Origin of the sequence: Rouxiella chamberiensis, assembly GCF_026967475.1 — a bacterium.
Taxonomy (GTDB): domain Bacteria; phylum Pseudomonadota; class Gammaproteobacteria; order Enterobacterales; family Enterobacteriaceae; genus Rouxiella; species Rouxiella chamberiensis.
Genome location: NZ_CP114058.1, coordinates 1171803 through 1188114, shown reverse-complemented (window position 1 = coordinate 1188114; position 16312 = coordinate 1171803). Strand labels below are relative to the sequence as shown.

Sequence of the window (16312 nt, the reverse complement as noted above, 5' to 3'; positions counted from 1 at the left end):
CACAAGCAGAGGGCGGCATTTCATCCTTAATATCTGCCTATGTTAGCCGCTGGGCAAACAATTGATAAGTCGGGATTGCACTCTCGACGGGACGTTCGCTCACAAAAACGGCGAAAAAAGGATTTATCGGATAAATCAGACCGATAACGTCTGAAATCCTGCCTGCAAAAGCAGCGAATTGCCGATTATGTCAAAAAACAAGAGTCCACACGGTTGTTAGGGACGCAGGCCGGAAATCTTTGGCTACGCTTAATAGGGTGCAAGACATTCCCACAGAAAACTCATACCTACACGATTCCCAATAAAGAGTTTCGTCTTGCCACGCTGTTCTTTTGCATTACTCACCCATCGACGTTCAACATACTGTCAATACTGGAAAATCTATGTCTAACACTCTGCCATTGCGTTTTAGCATCAACGGAACCCAGCGGTCTATCTCTGTCGATCCGCGCACCACGCTGCTGGATGCACTGCGTGAACATCTTGCGCTGCCCGGCACCAAGAAAGGCTGCGATCAGGGTCAGTGCGGCGCCTGCACCGTGCATATCGAAGGCAAAAGCGTGCTGAGCTGCTTGACGCTGGCCGCACAGGCCAACGGCAAGTCTATTACGACTATCGAAGGGCTTGCCCAACCGAGCGGTGAACTGCATGCCGTGCAACAGGCCTTTCTCGACCACGACGCCTTCCAGTGCGGTTACTGCACGCCGGGCCAGATTATGTCTGCCGTTGCCTGTATCCGCGAGGGTCACGCCAACAGTGACGATGAAATTCGTGAATACATGAGCGGCAATATTTGCCGCTGCGGCGCGTACCCGCACATCATTGACGCCGTCAAACAGGCGGCGCAGGCCGTGAAGAAGGAGCAGGTATGAATGAACTCATCTTTCGTCAGGCCGCTTCCACCCTCGACGCCGCACAACTCAAGGGTCAGGCGGGCGTCAACCTGCTGGCCGGCGGCACGACGCAGCTCGATTTGATGAAGTGCGGCGTCCTGACCCCCTCTTCATTGATAAACATTCTTGACCTGCCGCAACTGGATCAGATTGAATTCAGCGACGACGGCATCAAAATCGGTGCGCTGGTAAAAATGAGCCAGCTGGCCGAGCATCCACTGTGCGCCTCGCTGGCGCCTGCGATTTGGGGCAGTCTGACTCAGGCGGCGTCGTCGCAGATTCGTCATATGGCGACCCTCGGCGGCAATCTACGTCAACGCACGCGCTGCACCTATTTCCGCGACCCTGAAACCTTCCCGGCCTGCAATAAAAGAGCGCCGGGTTCGGGTTGCTCCGCCCTTGGCGGCATTAATCGCAATCACGCCGTACTGGGCACCAGCGCCAGCTGTATTGCAACGTATCCGGGTGATTTTGCCGTGGCGCTGACGGCCTTCGATGCCGTTGTAGTGCTGACCAATGCCGCAGGCAATGAACGTCGAGTCAATATCGACGATTTCTATCTGCTGCCGGGTGACACGCCGCATCTCGAGCATGATCTCGCCGAAGACGAAATGATCACGGCAATCGAACTCCCGGCAACGGCGCTGCCTACGTTAAAACATTCGCACTACCTCAAGGTTCGTGACCGCGCCTCCTACGAGTTTGCGGCGGCAAGTGCGGCGGTGGGCGTCAAGGTCGTCGACGGCGTTATCGAAGATATTCGCATCGCCCTTGGGGGTGTTGCCACCAAGCCGTGGCGCGCGCGTGAGGTGGAACATGCGCTGATAGGTCAGCCCTTTGACGAGCAGTTAGTGTCACAGGCTGCGCAACAGGTAGTCGCAGCCGCACAGCCGCAGCACGACAACCGCTATAAAATCATTTTGGCGCCGCGCGTCATTACCCGTGCCGTATTGATGGCAGGAGAAGCGTCATGAGCGAGACCCTGAACACCCCGAAAACCGATTATCAGGCCCTCGGCAGCGGCAAGAGCCGCATCGATGGCGAGCTTAAAATCACCGGTGCCGCCAGTTATGCCGTCGAGCAGGAAAGAGATAACATGCTGTACGGCGTGGTTATCCAGTCGACCATCTCCAGCGGGCGTATCAGCAAAATGGATACGGCCGAGGCCGCCGCGCTGCCCGGCGTGCTGGCAATTTACACCCATGAAAGCGGCCTGAAAATCAACACGCCGACCGCCATTGCCGAAGGAGGCGCGGCGCAAACGACCTATGTGCCGTTGCAGGACGACGTGATTTTGCACAACGGCCAGAATATCGGCATCGCCATCGCCGAAACCTTTGAACAGGCAACCGCGGCGGCGGCGCGGGTTCACATCGAGTATGAAGAGACGCCCGCCATTCTGTTTCAGACCGACCCGCAGGCCAAACCGCAGCAGGTCGACAGCAGCGATATCGCCCTCGGCGACGCCGACAAGGCGATGCAGGCCTCTGCCGTGCGCATCAAGCATACCTATACCACGCCGCGCGAATACAATATGCCGATGGAGCTGCACGCCTGCATCGCCGACTGGCAAGGGCATGAGTTAACCCTGTGGGAGCCGAGCCAGTGGGTATCCGGATCGCAGACGGTTATTTCCGAATGGTTTGATTTACCGCGTGAAAACGTGCGTATCATTTCGCCCTATGTGGGCGGCGGCTTTGGCTCCAAACCGGTGCCGTATACCCACGTCGCCCTGGCGAGCGTTGCCTCGCGCGAGCTGAAACGTCCGGTAAAAGTCGTGCTGACCCGTCCGCAGACCTTTACCGGTTTCGGCGGCCGCCCTGCCACCTCGCAAACGCTGGAAATGGGTGCGGACCACGACGGCAAAATCAACGCCATCATCCACGAAGGGATGAGCGAAACCTCGCTCAATGACGCCTTCGCCGAGTCATGCAACAAGGTCACCGCCCTGATGTATGCCATTCCTAACGTCACGTCAAAACACAGCGTTGTGCCCATCAATACCGTTACGCCGGGCTGGATGCGCGCGCCGGGCGAGAATCCGAGCACCTTCGGACTCGAAGTCGCGATTGATGAAATGGCCTACGAGCTTGGGATAGACCCGCTTGAGCTGCGCCTGCGCAACTGGGCAGATCACGACTATAAATCCGGGATCCCGTGGACCACTCGCCGTCTGAAGGAAGCCTATGCGGCAGGGGCCAGAGCCTTTGGCTGGGACAAGCGCTCGGCCAAACCCCGTTCCATGCGCGAAGGCCATGAGCTTATCGGCTGGGGCATGGCGGCCGGAACGTATCCGGTGAGCCGGATGCCCGCCGAAGCCCGCCTGACTCTTCAAAAGGACGGCAGTTTCCTGCTGCAAAGCGGCGGCGTCGATTTGGGTACGGGCACCTACACGATTCTGGCGCAAACCGTGGCCGAAGTGCTGCAAGTGTCTTCATCGCGGGTCAAAGTCCAGCTGGGTGATACGCGCTTCCCGCTGGCCGGTGTGGCGGGCGGCTCGCAGCTCGCAGGCAATCTGACCACCGTAACGCACAAGGCGGCGCTGCAAATGCGCGAACGACTAGTCTCGCTTGCCGCCACGCAGGCCGGATCGCCACTGGAAAAAGAGTCCCCTTCCGCGCTGCTGCTGGTTGACGGTAGTGTCAGCTCCGCCAGCCAGCCCGAGCGGGCCATTTCGCTGTCACAGCTGATTCAGCTGGCCGGTCTTCAAGAGTTGCAGGTTGATGCCCACACCTTTAAGGACGGCACCTCGGCCGAGGATCGCAAGAATATCGTCAGCGCGATGGAAGATGCCGAAGGCGCGACGGCGGGCGATGTCTCCGCACACAGTTGGAGCGCGCAGTTTGTCGAGGTTCGGGTCGATGAAGACTTCGGCACCGTGCGCGTCAGCCGTATGGTCGGCGCATTCGACAGCGGCAGGCTCTATAACCCGAAACTGGCCCGTAGCCAGTGGATTGGCGGCATGATTATGGGTCTGGGTCAGGCGCTGATGGAAGAAGGTCAGGTCGACCCGCGCAACGGGCGGGTGATCAACAACAATCTGGCCGACTATATGGTGGCGATTAACGCCGATGTGCCGGAAATCATCACCCTTGACGTCGGCGAGCCGGATTATCAGGCGACGGGACTGGGCGGCAAGGCCGTGGGTGAGCTGGGTATTGTGGGCGTCGCGGCGGCATTCAGCAATGCGGTGTATCACGCAACCGGCAAGCGCGTCCGCGACCTGCCGATCACCCTGGACAAACTTATTTGACGGCGATACGGGCAGGGACGCCCGTTTCACGCATCATCGCCTGATTTTTGGTTTTCACCACATCAGACATCACCGCCAGCGCAATTTCGGCTGGCGTTTTACTACCTATCGGCAAACCAATGGGCGCATGAATGCGCTGCATCTCGTCATCGGTCAAACCGGCAATCCGCTTTAATCGCTCGAAACGCTTCTCGCTAGTGCGCTGCGATCCCATCGCGCCAATATAAAACGCGGGCGTCAGCACTGCTTCCATCAGCGTTAAATCATCCATGCGCGGGTCATGCGTCAACGCCACTACCGCGCTGCATTGATGCTGCCCGTGCTGCTCGAGCCATTTCGCCGGAAAGACCTCTTCAAGCTGTACGCTAGGCGGCAAACGATGGCGATAGTTTTGCAGCATGTCACTGCGCGTCTCGCAGACGATGGTATTAAACCCGAGCGCCGTGGCGAAGTCGGCGCAGTACACCGCCACCTCGGAGAGTCCGGCAATCACCAGCTGCGGTGCGGCCGCCAGTGTGATGGTGAGGGTTTGTTCATCGTCTTCGACCTGCGTGCTGCTGGCATAGTCGCACTCTTCGAGCAGATAGCACGGCAGAGGCAGCACCAGACGTTTACGCAGCGTAATGGCCCCTGCCAGCGCAGCCTGCATACGCGCCAGATAGGCCGCGCTTTCCGCACCGGGCTTCAACCTCTCAATCAGAATGGCAATCGACCCGCCGCACGGCAAGGTCTTGTTCGGCGTCAGTCCGGCTTCCCCGTAGATAACGCGCTGGCTGTCGGCATTAAACTGCCCAAGCGCGATACGCTCGAGAAAATCGTCTTCCACACAACCGCCGGAAAGCGAGCCGCAAAACTGCCCTGCGTTGTTGATTACCATCATGGTGCCCGGCGAACGCGGCGATGAACCAAAAGTACTGAGCACGGTGCACAGCCACAGGGTGTGATGGGTTATCCATTCACTCGCCTGCGCCATCACCTGCTTGTCCAAACTTTGCATGCGCATTCACCTTGTCGAGATCGTCAGGGGTATCGATGTCACAAACAACACCGGCATCATCAATATCTAAAAAATAGCAGTTATGGCGGCGAAGCAACGCCTTGGCCCCCTCGCCCGGCGTCAGGGCCAGCAGCGCCGATTGCATGCTTCTGGCAAACCCGACCGGATGGCCGGGCGCATGCCGATACACGGGGCGCGCGATGGCGTGTTCGCTCAGCAAGGTATAGATCGCTAAAAATGTCTGGCTGGCAACCTGCGGCATATCGGCCAGATGCACCAGCCAGCCGTTCCAGTCGTTACAGGCCTTGACGCCCGCCACAATCGAGTCGGCAAGCGTGTCGGTCTGATGGCAGCCGTAACTGACGCCCCGTTGTCGGCAGGTATCAATAATCTCTTGATGCTCGGGGCGGGTCACGACATAAACCGGCAACCCGGTGCGCAGACAACCTTCAAGCGTGGTGGCAAACACCGATGCGCCCCCTGCAAGCGGCGCATCGAGTTTAAAGACGTCAGGGGCCAGCGCACGATAGCGTTGCCCCTGACCTGCCGCCATCAGCAGAATGCCCATATCAGAAGTAGCTGACAAAGGCGGCGCTGTCGGCCGGAATAACCTGCGTGCTGGATTTAAGCTGCGGCGTGCCGAGATACAGGAAACCGACAATCTGGTCGTGGCCATGACAGCCGAATGCCTCGCGCACTGCTGCGTGTTCGGTCCAGGGACCGGTGCGCCAGATCCCGTTAAAGCCTTGCGCCAGGGCAGCCATCTGCATGGCGTGAACGGCACAGCCCGCCGACACCACCTGCTCCCACTGCGGCACCTTGGCACTCTCTTTGTAATCGGCAATGACCGTAATGATTTGCGGCGCGCGCATGGGCGCCTGCGTCGCCTTCTCGATAGCCTTCTGGTCCAGCCCGTCTTTCTCTGCGGCACTTTTCAGCAAATGACTAAAACGGATAAGCCCGTCGTTTTCGACAATCACAAAGCGCCAGGGTTGAAGTGCGCCGTGGTCCGGGGCGCGCATCCCGGCATTGATGATATTTTGCAGGGATTCCCCCGAAGGCGCAGGTGCGGCAAGGCGCGAGGCGGAACGACGGTTTAGCAAGAGGTCCAGAGCATCCATTTTTTCTCTCCTTATTATGAGCGTATGCCTTAACGTTAGCATAAGCCGCGCGGGTCTGACTAACCCACACGGGCTTCTCTGTTACGAATGCTGCCAATTTATCAAAGGATTTAAAGCTGACTTTTTTCCGGCAGGTCATTAGGATAGCAACACGAGTCGCTCTTGATGGAGACAACATGCGCATACTGTGGCGAATCATCGCCGGTTTTTTTAAGTGGACCTGGCGTCTGCTTAATTTTGTAAGGGAATTTATTCTCAATCTTTTCCTCGTGTTGATCATTCTGGTCGGCGTGGGGATTTATTACGAGCTGCAATCCAAACCTGCTGACACCACCCCGACCAAGGGCGCGCTGCTGGTCGATTTAAGTGGGTCCGTGGTCGACAAGCCAACGGTCAACAACCGCGTGCGCCAGCTGGGTCGAGAACTGCTCGGCACCTCGAGCAATCGCCTGCAGGAGACGTCGCTGTTTGACCTGGTGGAGACTATTCGTGCTGCCAAAGATGACAGCAACGTCACCGGCATGGTGCTGTCGCTGACCGACTTCACCGGAACCGATCAGGCCTCGCTGCAATACATCGGCAAGGCGCTGCGCGAGTTCCGCGACGCGGGCAAGCCTATCTTTGCCGTGGGCGACAGCTATGACCAGTCGCAGTATTATCTGGCGAGCTTTGCCAACAAGATTTACCTGTCGCCGATGGGCACGGTCGACCTGCATGGGTTTGCCACCAACACGCTGTACTACAAAACCCTGCTCGACAAGCTGAAGGTCACCACCAACATCTTCCGCGTAGGAACCTATAAATCGGCCGTCGAGCCGCTGATGCGCGACAACATGTCGCCTGCGGCGCGCGATGCCGATGGACGCTGGGTTGGCGGGCTGTGGAACAACTACCTCAACACCGTGTCGGCGAACCGTCAGTTAACCCCTGAACAACTCTTCCCGGGTGCCGCAGGCGTGCTAAGCGGATTGCAGCAGGTGGGCGGCGACACGGCGGAATATGCGTTGAAAAACAAGCTGGTGGACGAACTGGCTTCTCGCGGCGAAGCAGACGAGGCGATGATCAAGGCCTTTGGTTTCGACAAACAGAAGAAAGACTTCAACTACACCAGCATTGAAGACTATTCGCCAAAAGCCAAACCAGACAACGGTCAGTCGCAGATTGCGGTTATCTTTGCCAATGGCGCTATTGTTGACGGTGAAGGGCAGCCGGGTGATGTTGGCGGCGATACCACCGCCGAGCAGATCCGTGAAGCGCGTCTTGACCCGAAAGTGAAAGCTATCGTCTTTCGCGTCAACAGTCCGGGCGGCAGTGTAAGCGCGTCCGAAGTGATCCGTTCTGAACTGGCTGCGGCGAAGGCGGCAGGCAAACCGGTCGTCGTTTCGATGGGCGGCATGGCGGCATCCGGCGGTTACTGGATTTCAACGCCCGCCAACTACATCATTGCCAGCCCCAGCACCTTGACCGGTTCCATCGGCATCTTCGGCGTGATCAACACCTATCAGGATACGCTCGGCCAATATGGCGTGCATACCGATGGTGTAGCGACCTCGCCACTGGCGGATATCGCGACCACCAAGGCGCTGCCGCCGGAGTTTTCGCAGATGATGCAATTGAATATCGAGAATGGTTATAAAACCTTCCTCGGACTGGTTGCCAAGTCGCGTAACAAAACGCCGGAACAGGTAGACGAGATTGCGCAGGGCCACGTGTGGATTGGAACGGATGCCAAGAACAACGGTTTGGTGGATCAACTGGGTGATTTCGATGACGCGGTCAAGAAAGCCGCCGAGCTGGCTAAACTGCCTAAATGGCAGCTTAACTGGTATGTCGACCAGCCAAGCCTCACCGACATGGTGTTTTCACAGATGAACGCGTCGGTTCACGCGATGCTGCCTGCGGTGGCACAGGCTTACCTGCCCGCGCCGGTGGCCGATGTGGCGCTGAAAATGCGCTCGCAGGCCGACTTGTTCAACAACCTCAACGACCCGCAAAATCGCTATGCGATGTGTCTGACCTGCGGTGACGTGAAGTAACGGATGCTGAATTAATGCGCTGATTGCGTAAATCCTCCCTTTAAATGGCCTCGTGACGAGGCCATTTTTTTATCACTTAACATTCAAATTTTTATTCCGGCCCCACTCGCTTTATAATCGCCCCCACCTGGCCTGTCTGGCTGATTAAAAAAGACTTTTGCTCATGACTAAAAAATCGATTTATGTTGCCTATACCGGCGGTACCATCGGCATGCAGCGCTCGGAACAGGGCTATATTCCTGTCTCCGGTCACCTCCAGCGCCAGCTGGCGCTGATGCCCGAGTTCCATCGCCCCGAGATGCCCGATTTCCACATTCAGGAATATTCGCCGCTGATGGACTCCTCCGACATGACGCCGGAAGACTGGCAGCATATCGCCGACGATATTCAGGCACATTACGATCAGTATGACGGCTTCGTTATTCTGCACGGCACCGATACCATGGCGTTCACCGCCTCGGCGCTGTCCTTTATGCTCGAAAACCTCGACAAGCCTGTTATCGTGACCGGTTCGCAGATCCCGCTGGAAGCCTTGCGCTCCGACGGCCAGATAAACCTGCTGAACTCGCTGTACATCGCCGCCAACCATCCGGTAAATGAAGTCACCCTGTTCTTCAACAACCGTCTGTATCGCGGAAATCGCAGCACCAAGGCGCACGCCGATGGTTTCGATGCCTTCGCGTCGCCGAACATGGCGCCGCTGCTCGAAGCCGGTATTCATATTCGCCGCCTGTCCACGCCGTCGATTCCGGCAACCACCGGTCCGCTGCGTGTGCACAACATTACCCCGCAGCCTATTGGCGTCGTCACCATCTATCCCGGCATTTCTGCCGAAGTGGTGCGCAACTTCCTGCAACAGCCGGTCAAGGCGCTGATATTGCGCTCTTATGGCGTAGGCAACGCGCCACAGAAAGGTGACCTGCTCAACGAGCTGAAAGAAGCCTCGGATCGCGGCATTGTGGTGATTAACCTGACCCAGTGTATTTCGGGCAAGGTCAACATGGGGGTTATGCAACCGGCAATGCGCTGGCGCACGCGGGCGTTATCAGCGGTTTCGACATGACCGTCGAGGCAACCCTGACCAAACTGCACTACCTGCTCAGCCAGCCGCTGTCTGCAGCCGACATTCGCGAGCAGATGCAGCAAGACCTGCGCGGAGAGTTATCCGCCTGATAGATTATTGAGGAGATGAGATGAGCACTGCGCTGTTACTGATCGACCTGCAAAACGATTTCTGTGAAGGGGGCGCACTGGCCGTGGCGCAAGGCGATGCCACCGTGGAGGTCGCCAATCTGGCGATCGCCGCCTGTCGTCACGCCAATATGCCTGTGGTGGCTTCGCAGGACTGGCATCCGGCCCATCACCGCAGCTTTGCCGTCAACGCCGACGCGCAGGCATGGACAATGGGCGAGCTGGAAGGCCTGCCGCAGGTCTGGTGGCCGGTGCATTGCGTGCAGGGCAGCTCAGGGGCCAAATTTCATCCCGAGCTCAATATCGCCGCCGTGGACTATATTGTGCACAAGGGGCAGGACCCGGCCATCGACAGTTACAGTGCATTCTTCGACAACGGCAAACGTGCCGCCACGCCGTTGCACGACTGGCTGAAAGCCCGTCAGATAGACCACGTGATTGTCATGGGGCTGGCGACCGACTATTGCGTCAAGTTCAGCGTGCTGGATGCGCTGGAGCTGGGTTATCAGGTCACTCTGCTCAGCGACGGTTGCCGTGGCGTCAACCTGCGGCCCGAAGACAGTCAGCAGGCCATTGAACAGATGCAGCAGGCAGGCGCGCAGGTACAAACGCTGTCGCAATGGGTCAGTCATCTGCATTTTGCTCTATGATTTAAGCAGTAGCCGCCGACCTCGAGTCTGCACACCGCTTACTCCATGAAATAGTGAAACGGGTCGCGCACAAGGCGGCCCGTCTCCCAAAGAAGAAGTCGATTATTTATGAATTCAGTCAAGATCCACACTCAGCAGGAAATCGAAAAGGCGCGTATCGCCGGTAATACCGCGGCGAAGGTGCTGGAATTCATCACGCCTTATGTCAAGGTCGGCGTGACCACCAACGAGATTGACCAACTCTGCCACGACTATATCGTCAATGAACTCAAGGTGACGCCAGCCAATATCGGCTATCACGGCTACACCAAGACCTCCTGTACTTCCGTCAATCACGTAGTGTGCCACGGCATTCCTGCGGATAAAAAGCTCAAGGACGGCGATATCGTCAACATCGACGTCGCTATCATTCAGGACGGCTGGTACGGCGACACCAGCCGTATGTATTACGTCGGCAAACCGTCGATTCGTGCGCAGCGTCTGGTGGACGTCACCTATCAGTCGATGGTGGCGGGTATCAAGACCGTGCGTCCGGGCGCGACGCTTGGCGACGTGGGTGCGGCGATTCAGCATATTGCCGAGAGCAACGGTTTCTCCGTGGTGCGTGAATACTGCGGTCACGGCGTCGGCGAAGAGTACCACACTGCGCCGCAGGTGCTGCATTACGGACGCGCGGGTGAAGGCATGGTTCTCGAAGCGGGTATGATTTTTACCATCGAGCCGATGATCAATGCCGGTAAGGCAGCCACCAGCGTCTTGTCAGACGGCTGGACCGTCGTTACCAAAGACCGTTCTCTGTCGGCGCAGTGGGAACATACCATTGCTGTGACGCAAACCGGTTATGACCTGCTGACGCCGTGGCCGGAAGGCACAGGCGACTACGAGGCGATTTAAAGACCCGCCGGGTTAAAGGCAGGTCAGTTAATCCGCAGTCATCCGCTCTGTCTACGCCCCTTCTTGAAGCCCCGTGCAGACGGGGCAATTTCTCAAAGCCTGCTTTATTTTTACCCCACTTGAAAATATACGAAAATAAATGGCATGGCCTTTATATCGATATTTATTATGTTTGCCGCCGCACTAAATATTAAATTTTATTGAAATCATCATGATTTACCCGTTAATACATGAAAAATTTGAAACCGATCATAATTAAGTTAAGACCTCGACATTTAGTTAATTAAAAGCCATCACTTTCCGCTAAGTTTATTCCACCAAAGTTAAAGGCTAATTTAATTTTGGCGAGGGACCCTGAATGCGCATATCAGAGACCGATTTTATCTCATCAACGGTATTTCCATTATGGAATAAGGAAAGTCATTATGAATAAATTTACCTCGTTCGCTGTGGCGTTAACCTTGCTCGGCGCGGCAGGCGTCAGTTCGACGGCCAGCGCCGATCTGCTGCCGCTGCCGCCTGTGCCGGTTCCTGGCCTGTGCTCGACGTTAATCGGCCTGCTACCGGTCGGTGTACCAACCGATCAGCTTACGCCTGCGCAAATTATCGAAATATTAGGCAAACTTCCGGCCGGCACCACCATTCAGCAAGTGTTGGCCTGCCTGAAATAACCTTTTCCCCCTTCTGTATACAGGAGGGGGTTTAATTTCATTCTCATCATTAAAATACATCACCCTATTAATATTCACCAAGCAAATATATTGGATAAGAACTCATGCGCCCTCCTTATTATCATTGGCGTAAAAAAACAGGATGGCTGATTGGCATGACCTTGGCGCTTATTTTAATTCTGGGGTATCGGTTCGTTCGCCCCCTCCTTCCGCCTTGCCTTCGAGTGTGGCCGTTGTGCGCGATACCCTTGAAGATAGCGTGCTGGCAAGCGGCACCTTGCAACCCATAACTCGGGTCGATGTCGGCTCACAGGCTTCGGGTCAGTTGACCTCGCTTAATGTCAATCCGGGCGATTTTGTCAAACAGGGCCAACTGCTGGGCGAAATCGATCCCACGCTTTCGCAAAACGCCCTGAGAGATGCCGAGGTCGCGCTCAACAGCCTGCTGGCCCAGAAACGCGCCAACCAGGCATTGGTGAAGCGCGCTTATCTCGTGCTGCAACGTCAGCGACAGATGTATCAAGAGCACGCCACGGCGCGGCAGGACGTCGAGACGGCCGAGGCCGACTGGCAGGTGCAGCAGGCGCAACTTGCTTCGATGCAGGCACAGATTCGCCAGCAGCAGATCCGCGTCGATACCGCCAGAACCAGTCTCGGCTATACCCGCATCGTTGCGCCGGTCAGCGGCACCGTGGTGTCGGTCAGCACGCAGGCGGGGCAAACGGTCGTCGCCGCCTACCAGATTCCCGTCATTCTGCAAATTGCCGATTTATCGGTGATGACCGTCAAGGCGCAGATCCCCGAGGCCGATTTTTCGCGCATCCGGCAGGGTCTTGCCGTCTGTTTCACCACGCTGGGCGCTGCCGATAAGCGCTATTGCAGCACACTTCGCACCCTTGAACCCGCGCCGGAAAAGATTAACAACGCCCTTTTCTTCAACGCCCTGTTTGATATCGATAATCCTCAGGGTCTATTGCGCCCCGACATGACCGCGCAGGTCAGCATTGTGCTTGACCGCGCCGAAAATGTGCCTACTCTCCCCTTGCGGCGCTGGGCCGTGCAACCTCGTCTCATCATTATCAGGTCGAGGTCATTGATGCTCAGGGAAAAATCCGCAGCCGCGCCATTCAGACCGGACTCGACGACGGGATGAAAATCGAGGTTAAAACAGGATTACAGACCGGCGAGCGCGTGGTCCTGCCCGCTCCCCTACGCCAGGGCAGCGCATTATGACCGCCATTGCCACGCCACCCGCCCTTGCCCTTCGCGCCGTCTCGCAGCGTTTTGCGCTGGAGAGCGGCATCCTTGAGGTGCTTCACGATATTTCGCTGACCATCACGGCGGGTGAAATGGTGGCGATCATGGGACCTTCCGGTTCGGGAAAATCGACGCTGATGAATATTCTGGGCTGTCTGGATACCCCCTCCGACGGAGAATATGCGGTCGACGGCATTGCCGTGCACACGCTGCCTGCCGATGCCCGGGCGCAACTGCGCAGGGAAAAATTCGGCTTCGTGTTTCAGCGCTATCAGTTGATCCCTACGCTGTCGGTTATCGAGAATATCGAAATGCCTGCCCGTTACGGCAACGACTCACGTCTTGTGCGACGGGAGAAGGCCCGCCATCTTTTGACGGAGCTTGGACTGTCGGGTTTCGAGCATCGCCACGTCACGCAGTTGTCGGGCGGTCAGCAACAGCGGGTCAGTCTGGCGCGTGCGCTCATCAACGGCGGCACGATTATCCTCGCCGACGAACCGACCGGCGCACTGGACCGGCAGAGCAGTCAGGCGGTGATGCTGCTGCTGCAACGTCTGCATCGTCAGGGTCATACGGTCATCGTCATCACCCATGACCCCGACGTGGCCCGCTATGCCGAGCGCAAGATACAGCTGCGCGATGGCCGCATCATCGCCGATCGCAGACAGACCTCGCTACACAAGAAACTTCCCGCTTCGGCTCCGCGTCCAGTTTTAGCAAAACACGAACGTCGGCCGCTTGAGGGATGGCTTGATGTGCTGGTCGGCGCCTGGCGCACTCTCAAGGCGCATCGCCTGCGCTCAAGCCTGACGCTGCTCGGCATTGTTATCGGCATTGTCTCGGTGGTCACGCTCAATGCCGCGGGCGAAGGCGCACGGCGTTACGTGATGAAAACGCTGTCCTCGCTAGGGGGCAACGTCATCACCCTGTCGGCGGGCCGTGGATTGGGTGACGATCTGGCTGCCCAGAGCCGTGCCTTGCGGGAGCGAGATCTTGCAATGCTCTCGGCACAACCGTGGATAACCTCTCTGTCGCCGCAGGTCACTCTTGCGCTGCGTATTCGCTGGCAGCGGGTGGATACCAACGCCAACGTCCACGGCGTGAGCGCCGATTACCTGAAAACCGCTTCACTAAGCCTTGTGCGGGGCCGCAGTCTGCTGCCCTATGATATCGACCAGCATGCCGCCGTGGTTGTTATCGATGAAAACCTGATGAACAAACTCTTTCCGGCTCATCAGGATCCTTTAGGCACGATCCTCCTGCTCGGCAATCTGCCCTGTCGCGTGGTCGGGGTCGTTCGAAACGGCGCGGCGCTGCCTGCCCCGGTCTTTAATCTGTGGCTGCCGTGGAGCACAGCCAATAGCCGCCTGCTGGGGCAAGACTGGTTTAACACCATTACCATTACCCTGCCAGACGCGATGCCAACCGCCGCCGCGCGCGAGGCCTTGCACCACAGGCTTTTACAGTTGCACGGCCGCGAGGATTTCTCTTTGCAAGACAACGCGGCGTTTATTCACAGCATCGAAAAAACCAGTTTGGCGCTCCGGCTGTTTCTGTGGCTGATTGCGCTGGTGTCGCTGCTGGTCGGCGGTATTGGCGTGATGAATATCATGCTGGTGTCCGTTACCGAGCGCACCCGTGAAACCGGCATTCGCATGGCGGTCGGCGCACGGCAGCGGGATATTCAGTCGCAGTTTCTGGCAGAGGCGATTCTACTTTGTCTTGTCGGTGCGGCGGTGGGCATCGGGTTGTCTCTGGCGCTCGGAGGTCTGTTCGCCTTTCTGATGCCGGACTGGCAGCTGGTGTACTCCGTCAGGGCGATGTTGATGGCAACCGGCTGCGCCCTTGTCGTGGGCATTCTCTCCGGCTGGTTGCCCGCCCGAAAAGCCGCGCGAAGGGATCCGGCCGAGGCGCTGACGCGCGAATGAAGACAGGCAAGGCAGGGTTGCCCCTGAAACGTTTTATGCTCGCCTGCATGTTGGCGGTAGGGCTGGGCGGCTGCAACAGCCTGAGAACGCCGCCGCCCGAAGCACCGCCGCTGCCCGCACGCTGGATATTTGCCGAGGACAACGCCAATCATTCGCCCGCAGCGCCTTCGCCGCGCGGCGATGGTTTCTGGTATTCGCTTGGCGATCCCGCCTTGCCCGCGTTGCTGGCGACCGCACTACGACATAATGCAGAGGTAAAATTTGGCGTATTGCAAAGCAGACTGGCGCGACTTCAGGCGGCGTTCGCGGGTCTGTCGCGCTGGCCGTCCACCTCACTGTCGTTCAGTGCCGGGTTGGCGCGTCCTTTATCTCATCCGGCGGGTACTCAACCGCAGACGGTGCGCACGGCATCAACCGCATTCACTGCCGGTTATCCGCTGGATCTCTGGGGTAAAGAACAGGCAACCCGTGAGGCCGCCACCCTTCTGGCGCACGCCAGCGAGCGCGATGTTGAGGCCATCAGGCTGGCTATCTGTGTTTCCGTCGCCGAGGCGCGCTGGCAGATAGGTTTTCTGCATCGCGTGCAGCGCAATGCGCAAGCCGACCTCAAGGAGGCCGGCCAGAGTGTGCGGCTTGCGCAGGTTCGTTACGAGGCGGGTGCCATCAGCGGTGGCGATATGCTGTTTGCAAGGCAAGCGGTGGCGCTGAGGCAGAATGCCCTCTCCGTGATACAGCAAGACCTCGTCGAGGCGCGTCTGGCGTTTGATTTGCTACTCGGCACATCGACGCCCGACGAACTCACCGATCTGCAAGATACCCCGTTTCCGACACCACGGGCCGGACTTCCGGTGCAGATCCTTGCCCGCCGCGCAGATGTTCATGCGGCCGAGCTACGGGTGCGCAGCAGTCTGGCCGAAGCCGATGCCGTGCGACTCGGCTTCTATCCTTCGTTTAATTTAACGGCAAGTTACGGCACCTTGAGTCCAACGCTGACGCACTATTTCACCGATCCATTGGGTGCGCTCGGCGCGACGCTGGCCTTGCCCTTTATCCAGTTCAACACTGCCCGTTTCAGCCGAAAGAGCGCCTATCTGGTCTTCGAAGCCAACAGGGTCAATTTTATCAACCAGCTGCAAACGGCCTTGAAAGAGGTAGAACAGGCGCTGTCCGCCCGTCAGCAGTTGATGACTCAACGCATCTATCAGCAAGAGGCTCTGGCGTTGTCACAAGAAACCGAAAATCTTACCTATCTTCGCTGGCAGCGGGGCAGTACGGACATCCAGCCCTGGCTTGATGCCAAAAGCGCCCGCCGACAGGCGCAACTCGGCCTGCTACAAAACGTGCTGGCGCGTAAAATCAATGCGGTTCGGCTTTATGCCGCACTTGGCGGCCACTCTCCTGCCGAACCCGCCATCGATTGA

At 57.8% G+C, this 16312-nt stretch carries 13 protein-coding genes and 1 pseudogene; 11 read left to right on the top strand and 3 right to left on the bottom strand.

Going from position 1 to position 16312, the window contains the following annotated elements; translation table 11 throughout:
- The first annotated feature begins 383 nt into the window (after positions 1–383).
- Genes O1V66_RS05715 through O1V66_RS05705 form a run of 3 tightly spaced genes read left to right on the top strand, consistent with a single transcriptional unit; the run spans position 384 to position 4146 of the window.
- On the top strand, positions 384–872 hold the full coding sequence (locus O1V66_RS05715; protein ID WP_045048086.1) for a (2Fe-2S)-binding protein: 489 nt from the start codon (positions 384–386) through the stop codon (positions 870–872).
- Positions 869–1867, top strand: coding sequence for an FAD binding domain-containing protein (locus O1V66_RS05710; RefSeq protein ID WP_045048087.1), 999 nt, complete (start codon positions 869–871; stop codon positions 1865–1867). The genes O1V66_RS05715 and O1V66_RS05710 overlap by 4 nt, the downstream gene beginning before the upstream one ends.
- On the top strand, positions 1864–4146 hold the full coding sequence (locus tag O1V66_RS05705) for a xanthine dehydrogenase family protein molybdopterin-binding subunit (RefSeq protein ID WP_045048088.1): 2283 nt from the start codon (positions 1864–1866) through the stop codon (positions 4144–4146). Before O1V66_RS05710 ends, O1V66_RS05705 begins: the two co-directional genes overlap by 4 nt.
- On the opposite strand, the gene O1V66_RS05700 is transcribed toward O1V66_RS05705, so the two are convergent.
- From O1V66_RS05700 to O1V66_RS05690, 3 genes are read right to left on the bottom strand one after another with little or no spacing between them, the layout of a single operon-like run.
- Entirely contained in the window at positions 4139–5143 is a 1005-nt protein-coding gene (locus tag O1V66_RS05700; RefSeq protein ID WP_045048089.1) for an XdhC family protein, read from the bottom strand. The two genes, O1V66_RS05705 and O1V66_RS05700, sit on opposite strands and share 8 nt — an antisense overlap.
- Positions 5103–5729: a nucleotidyltransferase family protein gene (locus O1V66_RS05695; RefSeq protein WP_160292251.1), complete on the bottom strand. Its 627-nt coding sequence runs from the start codon at positions 5727–5729 to the stop codon at positions 5103–5105. The genes O1V66_RS05700 and O1V66_RS05695 overlap by 41 nt, the downstream gene beginning before the upstream one ends.
- Positions 5713–6264 carry an NAD(P)H nitroreductase gene (locus tag O1V66_RS05690; RefSeq protein WP_045048091.1) on the bottom strand — a complete coding sequence of 184 codons (552 nt, stop codon included), beginning with the start codon at positions 6262–6264 and terminating at the stop codon, positions 5713–5715. The genes O1V66_RS05695 and O1V66_RS05690 overlap by 17 nt, the downstream gene beginning before the upstream one ends.
- Positions 6265–6440: 176 nt before the next feature.
- Here O1V66_RS05690 and sppA point away from each other — a divergent pair, with 176 nt between their 5' ends.
- The 8 genes and pseudogenes from sppA to O1V66_RS05650 all read left to right on the top strand — a co-directional run bounded on the left by sppA (position 6441) and on the right by O1V66_RS05650 (position 16312).
- Positions 6441–8300: a signal peptide peptidase SppA gene (gene sppA / locus O1V66_RS05685; RefSeq protein WP_045048092.1), complete on the top strand. Its 1860-nt coding sequence runs from the start codon at positions 6441–6443 to the stop codon at positions 8298–8300.
- 163 nt (positions 8301–8463) lie between these two features.
- Positions 8464–9473: pseudogene (ansA, locus tag O1V66_RS05680) on the top strand (asparaginase).
- Positions 9474–9493: 20 nt separating this feature from the next.
- Complete coding sequence (gene pncA / locus O1V66_RS05675; protein WP_045048094.1) at positions 9494–10141, top strand: bifunctional nicotinamidase/pyrazinamidase; 648 nt, start codon at positions 9494–9496, stop codon at positions 10139–10141.
- Positions 10142–10249: 108 nt separating this feature from the next.
- Positions 10250–11035 (top strand): type I methionyl aminopeptidase, encoded by a 786-nt coding sequence (gene map / locus O1V66_RS05670; RefSeq protein WP_045048095.1) that lies wholly within the window; start codon positions 10250–10252, stop codon positions 11033–11035.
- Positions 11036–11460: 425 nt separating this feature from the next.
- Positions 11461–11706, top strand: coding sequence for a hypothetical protein (locus tag O1V66_RS05665; protein ID WP_045048096.1), 246 nt, complete (start codon positions 11461–11463; stop codon positions 11704–11706).
- Positions 11707–11941: 235 nt separating this feature from the next.
- Positions 11942–12859: an efflux RND transporter periplasmic adaptor subunit gene (locus O1V66_RS05660; protein WP_269128197.1), complete on the top strand. Its 918-nt coding sequence runs from the start codon at positions 11942–11944 to the stop codon at positions 12857–12859.
- A gap of 76 nt (positions 12860–12935) precedes the next feature.
- Positions 12936–14891: an ABC transporter permease gene (locus O1V66_RS05655; protein ID WP_052673421.1), complete on the top strand. Its 1956-nt coding sequence runs from the start codon at positions 12936–12938 to the stop codon at positions 14889–14891.
- Complete coding sequence (locus O1V66_RS05650; RefSeq protein WP_045048097.1) at positions 14888–16312, top strand: TolC family protein; 1425 nt, start codon at positions 14888–14890, stop codon at positions 16310–16312. The genes O1V66_RS05655 and O1V66_RS05650 overlap by 4 nt, the downstream gene beginning before the upstream one ends.